The 14,484-nt window shown below is 67.6% G+C and carries 9 protein-coding genes; 5 read left to right on the forward strand and 4 right to left on the reverse strand.

What is annotated here, in order from left to right; all coding sequences use genetic code 11:
- Positions 1–148 precede the first annotated feature (148 nt).
- Both VH569_RS21040 and VH569_RS21045 read right to left on the reverse strand, forming a co-directional pair.
- The gene (locus VH569_RS21040; RefSeq protein WP_423317612.1) at positions 149–970 is read right to left on the reverse strand and encodes a hypothetical protein; all 822 of its coding nucleotides are present in this window, start codon (positions 968–970) and stop codon (positions 149–151) included.
- A 179-nt stretch (positions 971–1,149) separates the two neighbouring features.
- Positions 1,150–1,341: a hypothetical protein gene (locus VH569_RS21045; protein WP_423317614.1), complete on the reverse strand. Its 192-nt coding sequence runs from the start codon at positions 1,339–1,341 to the stop codon at positions 1,150–1,152.
- Here VH569_RS21045 and ppc point away from each other — a divergent pair.
- The gene (gene ppc, locus VH569_RS21050; RefSeq protein ID WP_423317616.1) at positions 1,340–4,111 is read left to right on the forward strand and encodes a phosphoenolpyruvate carboxylase; all 2,772 of its coding nucleotides are present in this window, start codon (positions 1,340–1,342) and stop codon (positions 4,109–4,111) included. The two genes, VH569_RS21045 and ppc, sit on opposite strands and share 2 nt — an antisense overlap.
- 293 nt (positions 4,112–4,404) lie before the next feature.
- Complete coding sequence (locus tag VH569_RS21055; protein ID WP_423317618.1) at positions 4,405–4,596, forward strand: hypothetical protein; 192 nt, start codon at positions 4,405–4,407, stop codon at positions 4,594–4,596.
- A gap of 102 nt (positions 4,597–4,698) precedes the next feature.
- On the opposite strand, the gene VH569_RS21060 is transcribed toward VH569_RS21055, so the two are convergent.
- The gene (locus tag VH569_RS21060) at positions 4,699–7,335 is read right to left on the reverse strand and encodes a methyl-accepting chemotaxis protein (protein WP_423317620.1); all 2,637 of its coding nucleotides are present in this window, start codon (positions 7,333–7,335) and stop codon (positions 4,699–4,701) included.
- Between the two features lie 336 nt (positions 7,336–7,671).
- Between VH569_RS21060 and VH569_RS21065 the strand changes: the two genes are divergently transcribed.
- The 3 genes from VH569_RS21065 to VH569_RS21075 are packed head-to-tail and all read left to right on the forward strand — an operon-like array spanning position 7,672 to position 13,911.
- On the forward strand, positions 7,672–8,844 hold the full coding sequence (locus tag VH569_RS21065) for an FIST signal transduction protein (protein WP_423317621.1): 1,173 nt from the start codon (positions 7,672–7,674) through the stop codon (positions 8,842–8,844).
- A gap of 4 nt (positions 8,845–8,848) precedes the next feature.
- Complete coding sequence (locus VH569_RS21070; RefSeq protein ID WP_423317623.1) at positions 8,849–12,784, forward strand: PAS domain S-box protein; 3,936 nt, start codon at positions 8,849–8,851, stop codon at positions 12,782–12,784.
- On the forward strand, positions 12,781–13,911 hold the full coding sequence (locus VH569_RS21075; protein WP_423317625.1) for an HD-GYP domain-containing protein: 1,131 nt from the start codon (positions 12,781–12,783) through the stop codon (positions 13,909–13,911). The genes VH569_RS21070 and VH569_RS21075 overlap by 4 nt, the downstream gene beginning before the upstream one ends.
- A 27-nt stretch (positions 13,912–13,938) precedes the next feature.
- On the opposite strand, the gene VH569_RS21080 is transcribed toward VH569_RS21075, so the two are convergent.
- Entirely contained in the window at positions 13,939–14,136 is a 198-nt protein-coding gene (locus tag VH569_RS21080) for a hypothetical protein (RefSeq protein ID WP_423317627.1), read from the reverse strand.
- Positions 14,137–14,484: the final 348 nt, after the last annotated feature.

A 14,484-nucleotide genomic window follows, 5' to 3' on the forward strand; every position in this document is an offset into this window, starting at 1 on the left:
AGACATGCTTTCCATTCCTAAGTTATAGGGTCATTTCAAACGAAGGCTGAGCAGGAACATCCTTCGAGACGACGATAATCATTGCTCCAGACGTTCCCGTCAAGATTGTGTATTCTGGATTGGACGGAAATTTGTTGTCGCGTTCTCGTTACGCAGGCGCGTCCCAATCCGCAACGTCCGGCTTTACCGGATGATGGATCATGTTGCTCTGGCCGAAGCCGCTCGGGTCCTCGGCAAAATAGCGCGGGCGGGAGGGGCGCCATATCAGGGTGCCCGGTTGCAGGCATTCGTCCTGCGGGGTGTTCTCGTAATTGGTTCCGCGCCGGTCGGGCGGACAGAGCGGACCCTGCCCGCCGATGTCTTCGACGGTGAACCCGCCGGCGAGCGCGACGGTCGGCAGGGTGAACTCGTAATGGCCGCGCCAGCCGGCGACGGACATGATCAGCCCATAGGTCCGCGCGAAATGGCGGGACAGGCGCATGATCGGGTGAAACGCCCGGTGGGCGAGGTCAGGGCTGACCGACGCCGGCATCGCTGCCGACTGCCAATAGTACCAATCGCGACTTGCGGCGAGCGGCTGGACGGTCGTCGTCAGGAGATCGGACGCGTTCCGGCTGAACTGGTCGAAAAGCTGCATCCAGTCGCCGGAATAATCGACGTCGTATTCGACGACCCAGACGAAATCGGCGTCGAGGGACAGGACGCAGGGAATGATCGCCACATCCAGGTAGCCCCGCTGAACGCCGCCATGCGCCGCCATCTCCCGATAACGGGCCGGCATGCAGGAGTCCGGCGGCCGATAGGCGAAATCGATCTGCGGTTCCGCCCGGTTGTCCGGATTGAACATGAAATGCCAGTCGATCATGTGCCCGGTCTGATCGACGAGGTGCCGGAAATGCCGCTCGATCCGTTCGGAACGGACATGACAGACGAACAACCCGGCGACCTTGAAGGGAGGAACGGGCTTCATCGCTTGCCTTGGTTCTCCGGTCTGTGAATCGGCGGAATCCCGCCGGCTCATAGTATGGGTCGGACGCCGGCCATTGGAAGGAAATCATGGGCTTGGTGCCGGCACACTGCCCAACCGAGCCGTGTCCCCAGGCAGGGAAGAGAGGTGGAGCGGACATGGGATATGCGACGTCGCATTTCTCAGCGCTGCGACTTATGGAAATTATCTCGCACCAGCACACGGACGGTTGAAACTTCCGACAGAATCGGCATGCTGTCGCCGATGGTCTGACCACTTCGCGTGCAGGGGATGCCTCCTGCCCGAAAAATGATCATCCTCGTTCGCGCATCGACCCGTATCCGTCCATCCTCGACCAGGAAACCGTCGCCCATGTCCGCCATCCTGCTGCAGGAAAGTTCCGAGACGAAGGACCAGCCGCTCCGCGAAGACATCCGCCTGCTGGGGCGCATCCTGGGCGACACCGTCCGCAGCCAGGAAGGGGAGGCGGTGTTCGACATCGTCGAGCGCATCCGCCAGACCTCGATCCGCTTTCACCGTGAAGAGGACCAGGGCGCCCGCAAGGAGCTGGAGGCGATCCTGAACAGCCTGTCGCCGCCGCAGACGGCGCGGGTGGTGCGGGCCTACAGCTTCTTCTCGCACCTCGCCAACATCGCGGAGGACCAGCACCACATCCGCCGCACCCGCGCCCATGCGCTTGCCGGGTCGGCGCCGCGCGAAGGCACGATGGACCATGCGCTGGACGAGGCGGCGAAGGCCGGCATCACCACCCAGCAGCTGAAGGAGTTCTTCGACGGCGCGCTGGTCAGCCCGGTGCTGACCGCCCACCCGACCGAGGTGCAGCGCAAGAGCATCCTGACCGTGCAGATGCAGGTCGCCAAGCTGCTGGCCGAGCGCGACCATGGACCGATGACGCCGGAGGAGGAGGACACCAACCTCGAATCGCTCCAGCGCGCCGTGCTGACCCTGTGGCAGACCGCGATCCTGCGCGCCACCAAGCTGGCGGTGACGGACGAGGTGGCCAACGGCCTGACCTTCTACGACTACACCTTCCTGCGCGAGATGCCGCGCTTCTACGCCCAGCTGGAAGACCACCTGCGCAAGACCGACCCGTCCTGGACGACGACGGAGCTGCCGTCCTTCCTGCGGATGGGCAGCTGGATCGGCGGCGACCGCGACGGCAACCCCTTCGTCACCGCCCCCGTGCTGCGCCAGGCGATGCGGATGCAGAGCACCCGCGCCCTGCAATTCTATCTGGACGAGCTGCACACGCTGGGGTCGGAGCTGTCGCTCAGCACCCGCGTCATCGACGTGTCGGAGCCGCTGCGCCAGCTGGCCGAGCGTTCGCCCGACTCGTCGCCGCACCGCAAGATGGAGCCCTACCGCCGCGCGATTTCCGGCATCTATGCGCGGGTCGCCGCGACGCTGCGGACGCTGGACGGGCTGGAGGCGCCGCGCCACGCCGTGGGCGACGCGCCGCCCTACCAGACCCCCGCGGAATTCCGCGCCGACCTCGACATCATCGACCGCTCGTTGACCGTCAACGGCTCGGCGGCACTGGCGAAGGGCCGGCTGCGTCACCTGCGCCGCGCCGTCGACCTGTTCGGCTTCCATCTCGCCAGCATCGACCTGCGCCAGAACTCCGACGTGCATGAGCGTTCGGTGGCGGAGCTGCTGTCCTTCGCCGACGCCGGCGTCGATTACACGGCGCTGTCGGAGGACGAGCGGATCGAGGTCCTGGTGCGCGAGCTGGACACCAACCGCCCGCTGGCCTCCAGCTACGCCGACTATTCCGAAGAGACCAGTTCCGAACTGGACATCCTGCGCACCGCCGCCGAAGCCCGCGTCCGCTTCGGCACCGATGCGGTGGTGAACTGCGTCATCTCCAAGACCGACGGCGTGTCGGACATCCTGGAGGTTGCCGTCCTGCTGAAGGAAGCCGGGCTGCTGCGGCCGAAGGACAAGGCGCTGGACCTGAACATCGCCCCGCTGTTCGAGACCATCGGCGACCTGCGCAACTGTGCCGCCACCATGGACCGGCTGCTGTCGATCCCGGCCTACCGGCGCTTCCTGGAGAGCCGCGGCAATCTGCAGGAGGTGATGCTCGGCTATTCGGACAGCAACAAGGACGGCGGGTTCATGACCTCCGGCTGGGAGCTGTACAAGGCCGAGATCGCGCTGGTCGAGGTGTTCGCCAAGCATGGCGTGCGTCTGCGGCTGTTCCACGGTCGCGGCGGCTCGGTCGGTCGCGGCGGCGGCCCCAGCTATCAGGCGATCCTGGCCCAGCCGGCCGGCGCCGTGCAGGGCGCCATCCGCATCACCGAGCAGGGCGAGGTCATCGCCGGCAAATATTCCAACCCGGAGGTCGGCCGCCGCAACCTGGAAACGCTGGCCGCGGCGACGCTGGAAGCCACGCTGCTACATCCGGAATCGGCCGCCCCCTGCACCGACCTGTTCCTCCAGACCATGGAAGAGCTGTCGGAGCACGCCTTCAAGGCCTATCGCGGGCTGGTCTACGAGACTGAGGGCTTCGAAAAGTATTTCTGGGAATCGACGGTGATCGGCGAGATCGCCAACCTCAACATCGGCAGCCGCCCGGCCTCGCGCAAGAAATCGACCAGCATCGAGGATCTGCGCGCCATTCCCTGGGTGTTCAGCTGGGCGCAGTGCCGCCTGATGCTGCCGGGCTGGTACGGCTTCGGGTCGGCGGTGAAGGCCTATCTGGCCCAGCATCCCGACGGGATGGAGCGGCTGCGCGCCATGCACCGCGATTGGGGCTTCTTCAGCACGCTGCTGTCCAACATGGACATGGTGCTGTCCAAGTCGAACATCGCCATCGCATCGCGCTATGCCGGGCTGGTGTCGGACCCGGCACTGCGCGACGCCATCTTCACCCGCATCCGGGCGGAGTGGCAGGACAGCATCGACGCCCTGCTGGCGATCACCGAGCAATCGGCCCTGCTGGAAAAGAACCCGCTGCTGGCGCGGTCGATCCGCAACCGCTTCCCCTATCTGGACCCGCTGAACCACGTCCAGGTCGAGCTGCTGAAGCGTCACCGCACCAGCGACAGCGGCGAGCAGATCGCCCGCGGCATCCATCTCACCATCAACGGCATCGCCGCCGGCCTGCGCAACAGCGGCTGATCTCCCCGCCGTTTTCTTGCCGCAGCGCAGCGGCGGGCGACGTTCCGCCGCATGGTTGCCGACAAAAACGCCCTTCCTCCACCGCGAGGAAGGGCGTTTTATGTTTGCGGACGAACGGCTTGGTCCGTCTTGTCCTTTTCTTGTGCGATGCACGATCAACTCTTCGGCATCGCAAAACAAAGCTCGGTTTTCGGTGTTGAGGCCAAAATAAGTCACGACAGATCTGCCTAAAATCACAGTTGATCGTCGATGAGTATTTTGATACCTCATGCCTCCCCGAGAGGAGAAATGGTATGACCACTCAGTCCCAGCAGCAGCAAATGGCCCAGCCGCCTCAAGAGCGGGCGACCACCGGCACCCAGGGCAACCGCAACACCCAGGGCGGCGGCACCGACACCCATGAGGAATTCTGCGGCGGCGCCTGCGGTGCCGGTGCCGGTGCCGCGGTGATCTGGCGCCCGATCACGGTCGAGACCCGGCGCTGACCAGCGACGGTCTTCGCATGAGAAAAGCCCCTCTCCGCTGACGGGAGAGGGGCTTTTCTCTTTCGGTTCTGTTTTTGGTTTTCGGCGGCCCCGGCGGCCCGATCAGCCCGCCCGCATGCGGTTGACCAGACTGTCGACCTGCGAGCCCAGCGAGCGCACCTCGTCCGCGACGGTGGAGGAGGCGGTCAGCACACGGGTGGCGGACTCGCCCGACTCCGCGGCGGCGCGGGCGACGCTGTCGATGTTGCGCCGGACATGCTGGGTGCCGTCTGCCGCCTCGCCGACATTGCGGGCGATCTCGCGGGTGGCCGCACTCTGCTGTTCGACCGCGGCGGCGACGGTGGCGGCGATCTCGTTGATCTCGCGGATGGTGCCGGCGATGGAGCGGATCGCGTCCACCGCATCCTGGGTCACCGCCTGCATCGCCTGGATCTGGCTGGAGATCTCCTCCGTCGCCTTGCCGGTCTGGTTGGCGAGGCTCTTCACTTCACTCGCCACCACGGCGAAGCCCTTGCCGGCTTCACCGGCGCGGGCAGCCTCGATGGTGGCGTTCAGCGCCAGCAGGTTGGTCTGGCTGGCGATGTCGTTGATCAGTTGCACCACCTCGCCGATCTTGTTGGCCGACTGCGACAGGCCCTCCACCGTGCGGTCGGTGCGCTCCGCCTCGGTCGCCGCCTTGCGGGCGATCTGGCTGGAGGCGTGAACCTGGCTGCCGATCTCCTGGATCGAGGCCGACAGCTCCTCGGTCGCGGCGGCGACCGCCTTGACGCTGCCTTCGGCCTGCTGGGACGTGCTGGCGGCGGTCGCCGCCTCGCCGGTGGTGGCCTCGGCGTTGCGGCTCATCCGCTGCGCCATATCCTGCATCTCGCCGGCGGCGCGGGCGACGCGGTCCAGCACGCCGCGCACGCTGCTTTCGAAATTCTCAGCCATCTCGACCATGGCGCGACGGCGCTCGCCGGCGGCACGGCCGCGTTCGGCCTCGGCCCGCGCATTGGCGGCATTCGCCTCGTTGGCGGTGTCGCGGAAGACCATTAGGGCGCGGGTCATGTCGCCGATCTCATCCGAACCGGCGGCGGGGATCGGCGCGTTCAGGTTGCCGGCGGCAATCGCCCGCATGGCATCGGACAGCTGGCTGAGGCGCGCGACGATGTTGCGGCCGACCACGAACCAAGCCAGTGCCGCGGCGCCGATCAGGCTGCCGACCGCGAACAGGATCAGCATCTTGCGGCTGGCCGACAGCGCATCGGTGGCTCCGGCGGCGGCGGTGTCCGCCTCCTGCTTCATCGCGGCGATCTGGCCGTCGACCATGCCGGCGAACTGCTTGGCGATCTGGCGGTTCTCCGCCAGCACCTTCTCGTTCTCCGCAGCGGCGTCGAGTTCGGAGCGGCGCAGCTTGAACAGGCTGTTGTCGCCCTTGCCGAAGCCGGCCAGCAGTTCGGCACTCTTCACCAGCTTCGGCAGCCCGTCGTCGCCGGCGGCCTGGAGCGCCTTCAACCGCTCCTCCATCGCCTTGGCGGCGGTGGTGAAGCGGGTTTCCAGCATGGCCAGCCGGTCGGCGCTGGGCGCCTGCGTCGCCTCGTTCAGCGCGCCGACGGTGGCGGCGGCGTAGGTCGACAGTTCCAGATATGTGCGGAAGCGGGCCAGACCGTCGCCCAGCAGATCCTGCATCGAGTCCCGGGTCTGCGAACGGATGTTGACGCTCGACAGCTTGATCTCGGCCTTCAGCCGCATCAGCGGCGATTCCATCTGGTCCAGCAGAGTGGCCTGCCGGCGGGCGGCATCGGCCAGGACCTCGGTCGTCTTCTGGCGGATGGCGTCGCGCTCGGCGCTGCCGGCCGGCAATTCCAGCGCCTTGCGGCGCATGTCGAAGACGCCGTCAGCACCGTCGCCCAGCAGGAAGAAGGCATCCAGCCCGTCCGAGGTCTCCTTGCTCAGCCGGCTGCCGATCTGGGCGGTGGCGCTGACCATGCGGGCGGCCGCTTCCAGATAGTTCTGCTGGAACTGGGTGACGGCGAAAGCAGTTTCAGCGCCACCTGTGCGCGTCAGTGCTTCCGATGCAAGGCCGAGATCGCCGCGCACCTCGTACATGGTGATCAGCGAGCGGATGGCGTCGCCCAGCGAATTCATGTCGCGCTCGGTGCTGCTGTCCAGCGTCTCACCCTTGCTGCGCAGCGTGGCGCCGGCCCGCTCGGTCAGCGGGGCGAGGTTGGCGAGGAAGGCGTCGTAGGACTTGGCCAGATCGACCGCCATCGTCTCGCGCGTGCCGCGGACGGACAGGCGCAGGTTGGCGGCGGCGTTGCCGCGCTCCAGCGTCGCGATCAGCCCCTGGGTCTTGGTGCGCAGGTCGCCGATCCGCGGATCGCCGGACCGGTGGCTCGCCAGTTCCTCCACGAGGGCGCCCAGCGCCTTGCCGTTGCCCATGATCTCGCCATAGACACGCTCGCGCTCGCTCTGGCTTTCGGCGGCGGCGAGCACCGGAGCGGCGGCGGCGATGCCGCTGCTCTCACCGGACAGGCGCTTCGCCAGCTCCATCTCCGGCAGGCCGGTGCCGACGATCTGCGTCAGCGGCCGTTCCACCGCCGAGAAGGAGGTCAGCCCGACCATGCTGGCGGCGACCGTCATGCCGGCCATGCCGGCGAAGGCGAGCAGAAGCTTGCCGCGCACGCCCAGCCTGCGGCCGCCTGCGGCACCGGTTGGGTGGTGGGGCATCGAGGTGTCGTCGCGCGCGTTCATCGTCATATGCGTCCTGCTCCCCGGAAAGTGCGTCCGCTCTGGGCTTTTTTGCCCGTTTTGTTCGTTGCTGCCGGCTGCAAACCGCTCCCCCGCTCCCAGGGACTGTTCCGATCCACACTGCTTGGCAGGTCAACCATACCGCAGTGTGGTTGACAGATCCTTACGTGGGAACTCTCATTTTCTGCCTTCGCCGGTCATAATCCGATCGTCACACCCTGTTCGGATGGTGACTTCGGCGTGCGTCATTATGACCATCCGCAGCCCACGAACGTTATAGGGCCTCTTCCCGTTCCCAGCCGCATGATAGTCTCTGACTGGAAGTGATCGACGATGGGGAGAGGCATGCGGGTCTGGCAGTCGGCGTTTGCACCTCCCGGGGCGGAGCTGTCTCCGCAGTCCGCCGATCTCGTCCTGGTTTTCGGTTCCGTCGACATCTTCGACAGTCCAGGCTTTGCCAGCCGGCTGACCGCCGCCTACCCCGACGCGATAACGGTGGGATGCAGCACGGCGGGTGAGATCGCCGGGGACAGCGTCCTCGACGGTTCCTGCATCGCCACCGCCATCCGCTTCGGCAAGGGCACCGCCGTCACCGCCACGGAGGCCGGCATCGCATCCGCCGACGACAGCCAGCGCGCGGGCGAGGCGCTCGGGGAGGCGCTGACCGCCCGGCCGGGCCTGTCGGGGGTGCTGCTGTTCGCCCGCGGCGTCGGGGTCAACGGAAGTGCGCTGATCGACGGGCTGTCGTCGCGCCTGCCGTCCGGCGTGCCGGTATCGGGCGGGCTGGCCGGCGACGGCGGTGCTTTCGTTCGCACGCTGGTGCTGGGGCCGTCCGGCGTGTCCGACGGGCGGGCGGTGGCGGTCGGGCTGTATGGCGATGCCGTGCATCTGGGCCTCGGGTCCGTCGGCGGCTGGGAGCCGTTCGGGCCGGCGCGCAAGGTGACCAAGGCGGTCGATAACCTGCTGCTCCAGCTGGACGGCGAGCCGGCGCTGAACGTCTACAAGCGCTATCTCGGCGATTATGCCCGCGACCTGCCGGCATCCGGCCTGCTGTTCCCCTTCGAGCTGCTGAACGGAAACCATGATTCGGTCGGGTTGATCCGCACCATCCTCGGCATCGACGAGGCGGCCGGCGGGCTGATCCTGGCCGGCACGGTGGAGGAGGGCTTCTATCTGCGGCTGATGCATGCCAGCACCGACGGGCTGGTCGACGGGGCGGAACAGGCCGGCGCCATCGCCGCCGCCGCCAGTGCCAGCGCCATGACGATCGACGCGACTGCCGAAATGGCCGCCAACATGGCAGGAGACCGGCTCGCCCTGCTGACCAGCTGCGTCGGGCGCAAGCTGGTGATGGGCGACCGGGTGGAGGAGGAGGTGCAGGCGGTGGCCGACCGGATGAGGCCCGGCACCGTGCTGGCCGGCTTCTACTCCTATGGGGAGATCGGACCGATGCGCGATCTGGTCGATTGCCGGCTGCACAACCAGACGATGACGGTCGCCCTGCTGACGGAACGCTGACCGCATGCATCGCCTGCTGCAAAGCCAGTTCAAGCGGGTGCTGGGCCTGCCGACCGCCGAGGCGGCGGACTCCGTCCTGGCGGAGTTGAAGGCGCTCGCCGGCACCGCCGGCCTGTCGGCGGAGGCGGCGCGGATGCTGGAGACGCTGCCGGCGCTGTTCACCCGCATCGGCCAGAGCTATGAGCAGGCCGACCGCGACCTGACGCTCCGGGCGCGCAGCCTGCAGCTGAGTTCGGAGGAACTGGCCGACACCAACGAGCGCCTGCGGCGCGAGGCGGCGGCGCAGGCCCATGCCATCCGCCGGCTGCGCGGCATCGCCAACAGCCTGCTGCGGGCGGACGGCCATCCCGAACTGCCGGATGCGGCCGACAGCAGCCCGACCGACAGCCTGGAACGGCTGAGCCAGCTGATGGCGGGGCTGGTGGAGGAACGCTCCGCTGCGCAGCGGGCGCTGGAACAGCAGAAATTCGCGCTCGACCAGCATGCCATCGTCAGCATCACCGACCACCGCGGCATCATCACCTACGCCAACGACAAATTCTGCCAGATCAGCGGCTTCCCCCGCGAAGAGCTGCTGGGCCGGTCGCATCGCATCGTCAATTCCGGCCACCACCCCTCCGGCTTCTTCGCGGAGATGTGGCACACCGTCATGGACGGGCAGGTCTGGCACGGCGAGATCTGCAACCGCACCAAGGCGGGCGAGGAATATTGGGTGGCGGCGACCATCGTCCCGCAGCTGACCGCCGACGGCCAGCCGCACCAGTACATCGCCATCCGCACCGACATCACCGAGCGCAAGCGGATGGAGGCGGAGCTTGAGGACAGCCGCCGCTTCCTGCAAAGCATCACCGACAGCATGGGCGAGGGCGTCTTCTCGCTGGACCGCAACGGCTTCTGCACCTTCCTGAATCCGGAAGCCGAGCGGCTGCTCGGCTGGTCGCTGGAGGAGCTGCGCGGCATCACCCTGCATGATGCCGTGCATTACAAGGACGGGCAGGGGCGGCCGGTCGCCGGCAAGGACTGCACCGTCCTCAACAGCGTCCGGCTCGGCGAGATCCACCGCTCGGAAACCGATCATTTCGTCCGGCGCGACGGCACGATTTTCCCCATCGCCATCACCGCGGTGCCGCTGCGCGAGGATGGCCGCATCGTCGGCTCGGTCACCGTCTTCCAGGACATCACCGAGCGCCAGCGCATGCTGACCGCCTTGCAGGAGAGCGAGGAGCGGCTGACGGTGGCGCTGGACGCGTCCATCACCGGGCTGTGGGACTGGAACCCGGTGACGGACCATGCCTATTTCTCCGACCTCTGGCTCGGCATGCTCGGCTATGCGCCCGGCGAACTGCCGGGCAGGGGCGCCACCTGGCTGGCGCTGCTGCACGAGGGCGACCGCGACCGCGTGCTGGCGACGCTGGAGGATCATGTGGCCGGTCGCGCCCCGGTCTATGAGGTCGAGTTCCGCATGCGCCACAAATCGGGCGCCTGGGTCTGGATCCTGTCGGCCGGCAAGGTGACGGATCGCGACGCCGACGGGTTGCCGACCCGCATCACCGGCATCCACAAGGATGTGACCGACCGCAAGCGGACCGAGGACGAGCTTGCCCGCGCCAAGGAGGAGGCCGACCGCGCCAACCGGCAGAAGAGCGATTTCCTGGCCAACATGAGCCACGAGATCCGCACGCCGATGAACGCGGTGATCGGCCTCAGCCACCTGATGATGAAGACGGAGCTGACGCCGCGCCAGCGCGATTACCTCGACAAGATCCACGCCTCCTCGCGCAGCCTGCTCGGCATCATCAACGACATCCTCGACTTCTCGAAGGTCGAGGCCGGCAAGCTGACGATCGAGACGATCCCGTTCCACATCGGCGACGTGTTGCAGGAGGTGGCGACCGTCGTCCTGCCCAAGGTGCGGGAAAAGGGGCTGGAACTGATCGTCGACCTGCATGGCGGCGTGCCGGGCACCCTGGTCGGCGACCCGCTGCGGCTGGGTCAGGTCATCCTGAACCTCGTCTCCAACGCCGTGAAGTTCACCGAACGGGGCGAGGTGGCGGTGACGGTCGGCGGGCGCATCGGCACCGCCGACGATTACCGGCTGGAGGTGGAGGTCTGCGACACCGGCATCGGCATGTCGCCGGAACAGGCCGCCGCCCTGTTCCGCCCCTTCACCCAGGCCGACAGCTCCACCACGCGGCGTTTCGGCGGCACCGGGCTGGGGCTGGCGATCTGCCGGCAGCTGGTGGAGCTGATGGGCGGCACCGTGTCGGTGGAAAGCCGGCCGGGCGAGGGCAGCATCTTCCGCTTCTCCATCCGCTGCCGGGTCGCGGCCGGCGACACCACCGACGACCGGCTGCCGTCCGACCTGATGGACCGCCGCGTGCTGGTGGTCGACGACAGCGACGCCGTCCGCTCGATTTTGACCGACATGCTGGAACGCTTCGGCCTGACCGTCGAATCGGTCGGCGACGGCTTGGCGGCGCTGCGCCGGGTTGAAGAGGGGCAGACCGGCATCGGGCCGCCGGTGGAGCTGGTGGTGCTGGACTGGCGCATGCCGGAACTGGACGGGGTGGAGACGCTGCGCCGCCTGCGCGCGTTGCCGGGCGCCCAGCCGCCTGTGGTGATGACCACCGCCTACGGCGCCGACGGGGTGCAGGGGGCGCTGGACTGCGCGCTGGAGAACAATGGCGCGGCCGGTCCCGACCGGCCGGTCACCGCCGTGCTGGAAAAGCCGGTGACGCCGTCCGCCATGTTCGATTCGGTGATGATGGCCTTGGGCGGGGCTGCGGCCCGGCCCGCCGAGTCCGCGCGCCGCGTGCATGATCCGGCCCAATCGACGGAGCTGTCGGCGCTGGTCGGCCGCAGCGTGCTGCTGGTGGAGGACAATCTGGTCAACCAGCAGGTCGCCTGCGGCCTGCTGGAACTGGTCGGCATCGAGGCCACCGTCGTCGGCAGCGGCGAGGAGGCCCTGCAATGCCTGCGCGAGGTGAAGTTCGACCTCGTGCTGATGGATGTGCAGATGCCGGGCCTCGACGGCTACGAGACGACGCGGCTGATCCGGCGAAAGCTGGAGTTGTCGAGCCTGCCCATCGTCGCCATGACCGCCCACGCCATGGCCGGCGACCGCGAGCGCTGCCTCGATTCCGGTATGAACGACCACGTCTCCAAGCCGATCGACCCGGAGACACTCTATGCCGCACTCGCCCGTTGGCTGAAGCCGGTGCGCGGACTCGGCGGCGGCGCGGCGGCGGCCACCGGAAATGCCGCGATGCCGGCGGTCTCCGCGGTGTCGGCCGCCCAGGCGCTGCCCGACAGCCTGCCGGCCCTCGACCTCGCGGTCGCCCGGCGCAATGTGAACGGCAACCTTGCCCTGCTGCGCCGGATCCTGATCGATTTCGCCGCCACCCACGAGGGAGAGGCGGTGCGGCTGTCCACCGCCGTTTGCGAGGGCCGCTGGAAGGACGTACTGCGGCTATCCCACACCTTGAAGGGCACCGCGGCCACCATCGGCGCCATGGAGCTGTCCGAACTGGCCGGCCGGGTGGAAGCCGGCGCGATGACGGTGCCGCCGGCCGTCGAGGACGGCCTGCTCGACCGGCTTGCCGACGCCCTTGCGCGGGTGGTGAAGGGAATCGGCACCCTCGGCCGGCCGACTGCGGACATCACCCCGCAGCCCGAACCGACGACACCGGCCGGCCTTCCGCACGACATGCTGCGCGCGGCGCAATCGCTGTCCGACCGGCTGGGCGGCCTGCTGATCGCCGGAGATCCGGAAGCGGGCGATCTGGCCGATGCGCTTGCCCGTATGCTGGCCGGCAGCCCGGTGACGGCCCTGGCCGAGCGGGTGAACCGCCATGCCGGCGCCTTCGATTTCGACGACGCCTCCACTGCCCTGACCGAACTGCGCGACCGCCTGCGCGATTTGAGAGAGACCGCGACATGAGCCTGCCGCACCCGGTCGGACAGCCGAACGGCGACAAGCCGCGCATCCTGATCGTCGACGACGAGCCGATCAACCTGAAGGTCATGGCCGATCTGTTGCGCGACAGCTACAGCCTGATTGTGGCGAAGGATGGCCCGCAGGCACTTGCCCGTCTGGCCGGCGACCCGCTGCCCGACCTGATCCTGCTGGACGTGATGATGCCGGGCATGGACGGGGTCGAGGTTTGCCGGAGGCTGAAGGGTGACGCCCGTACCCGCGGCGTGCCGGTGATCTTCATCACCGCCATGGGGCAGGTCCATGACGAGACCCGCGGGTTCGAGGTGGGTGCGGTCGATTACATCACCAAGCCGATCTCCCCGCCGGTGATGCTGGCGCGCGTCCGCACCCACATCGCGCTCCGCGAGGCACAACGCGCGCTTGCCGACCAGAACCGGCAGCTGGAGGATCGTGTGGCGGAACGCACCCGCGACCTGCTGCGCGCCCAGGACGCCACCATCCGCGCCATGGCCTCTCTGGCGGAAACCCGCGACAACGAGACCGGCAACCACATCCGCCGGACCCAGAACTATGTGCTGGCGCTCGCCCTCCATCTCAGCCGCGACCCGCGCTATGCCGGCCAGCTGGACGAGGAAACCATCGAGCTGCTCTACAAATCGGCGCCGCTGCACGATGTCGGCAAGGTCGGCATCCCGGACTCGATCCTGCTGAAGCCGGGCAAGCTCAGCGACGACGAGTTCCATGTGATGAAGACCCACGCGGCCCTGGGGCACGACGCCATCTTCGCCGCCGAGGGGCAGGCCGACCTCGCCATCGCCGGCGGAAGCTCGTTCCTGCGCATCGCCCGCGAGATCGCCCACGGCCATCACGAACGCTGGGACGGCACCGGCTATCCCCAGGGCCTGGCGGGGGAGGCGATCCCGCTGTCGGCCCGCCTGATGGCGGTCGCCGACGTGTACGATGCGCTGATCAGCCGCCGCTGCTACAAGCCGCCCTTCCCGCACGAAAAGGCGGCCTCGATCATCCGCGAAGGCAGCGGCAGCCATTTCGATCCCGCCGTCGTCGCCGCCTTCAACGCCCTGGAGGACGAGTTCACGGACATCGCCAGCCGCTATAAAGACGAGGAATGAGAATCGGGCGCTGTGCGGCGCCCATCCTCAGAACAGTTCGATCTCGACGTCGCGCCGGCCGATCACCGCAGCCTCCTGGCCGTCCGAGTCCAGAATGTGGATCGGATCCCCGTCGCAATCGTCCGACATCGCCTGGGCGATCTCAAGCAGTTGAATCGGCAGCCGCATACGGCCATTCGGCAACCGGTCGGCGCGGCAGGGGGCGATGGTGACGGTGATGGCCATGGAGGGTGTTTCCGTTTGAACTGAACCGCGACCAAGGGAGCAAGGCTCATACCAAAGTAGGACGGTAAAGCTCTCGATCAGGGAAAGACCTTATGCGTGCGGAAGGCTGGGCAGCCACGCCGCCATGATCGGCCCCTTCCACCGCTCACGGATCGTGTGCCTGTTAACCATGGCTCTGATCGTCAGGAGAAGGCCGTCGCCCGACACTGCATTCTGCGACGCAACAGGCAATCGCAGACTGCAGAATCGCGAGCCGGACCGGACCTGCCCGTAGCCCTAGAGTTTGTCTGATGCTTATTGAAGCACCAGACAAACTCTAAGCTTTTGGTTTTCCGTGTGATTCACGCT

Source organism: Azospirillum sp. 11R-A (assembly GCF_049472615.1).
In the GTDB taxonomy this organism is placed as follows: domain Bacteria; phylum Pseudomonadota; class Alphaproteobacteria; order Azospirillales; family Azospirillaceae; genus Azospirillum; species Azospirillum palustre.

Bases quoted from the DNA above. Each gene is read 5' to 3' on its own strand.
- VH569_RS21040 (WP_423317612.1), bottom strand. From the start codon at position 970: ATGAAGCCCGTTCCTCCCTTCAAGGTCGCCGGGTTGTTCGTCTGTCAT.
- ppc (WP_423317616.1), top strand. From the start codon at position 1,340: ATGTCCGCCATCCTGCTGCAGGAAAGTTCCGAGACGAAGGACCAGCCG.
- VH569_RS21045 (WP_423317614.1), bottom strand. From the start codon at position 1,341: ATGGGCGACGGTTTCCTGGTCGAGGATGGACGGATACGGGTCGATGCG.
- VH569_RS21055 (WP_423317618.1), top strand. From the start codon at position 4,405: ATGACCACTCAGTCCCAGCAGCAGCAAATGGCCCAGCCGCCTCAAGAG.
- VH569_RS21060 (WP_423317620.1), bottom strand. From the start codon at position 7,335: ATGACGATGAACGCGCGCGACGACACCTCGATGCCCCACCACCCAACC.
- VH569_RS21065 (WP_423317621.1), top strand. From the start codon at position 7,672: ATGCGGGTCTGGCAGTCGGCGTTTGCACCTCCCGGGGCGGAGCTGTCT.
- VH569_RS21070 (WP_423317623.1), top strand. From the start codon at position 8,849: ATGCATCGCCTGCTGCAAAGCCAGTTCAAGCGGGTGCTGGGCCTGCCG.
- VH569_RS21075 (WP_423317625.1), top strand. From the start codon at position 12,781: ATGAGCCTGCCGCACCCGGTCGGACAGCCGAACGGCGACAAGCCGCGC.
- VH569_RS21080 (WP_423317627.1), bottom strand. From the start codon at position 14,136: ATGGCCATCACCGTCACCATCGCCCCCTGCCGCGCCGACCGGTTGCCG.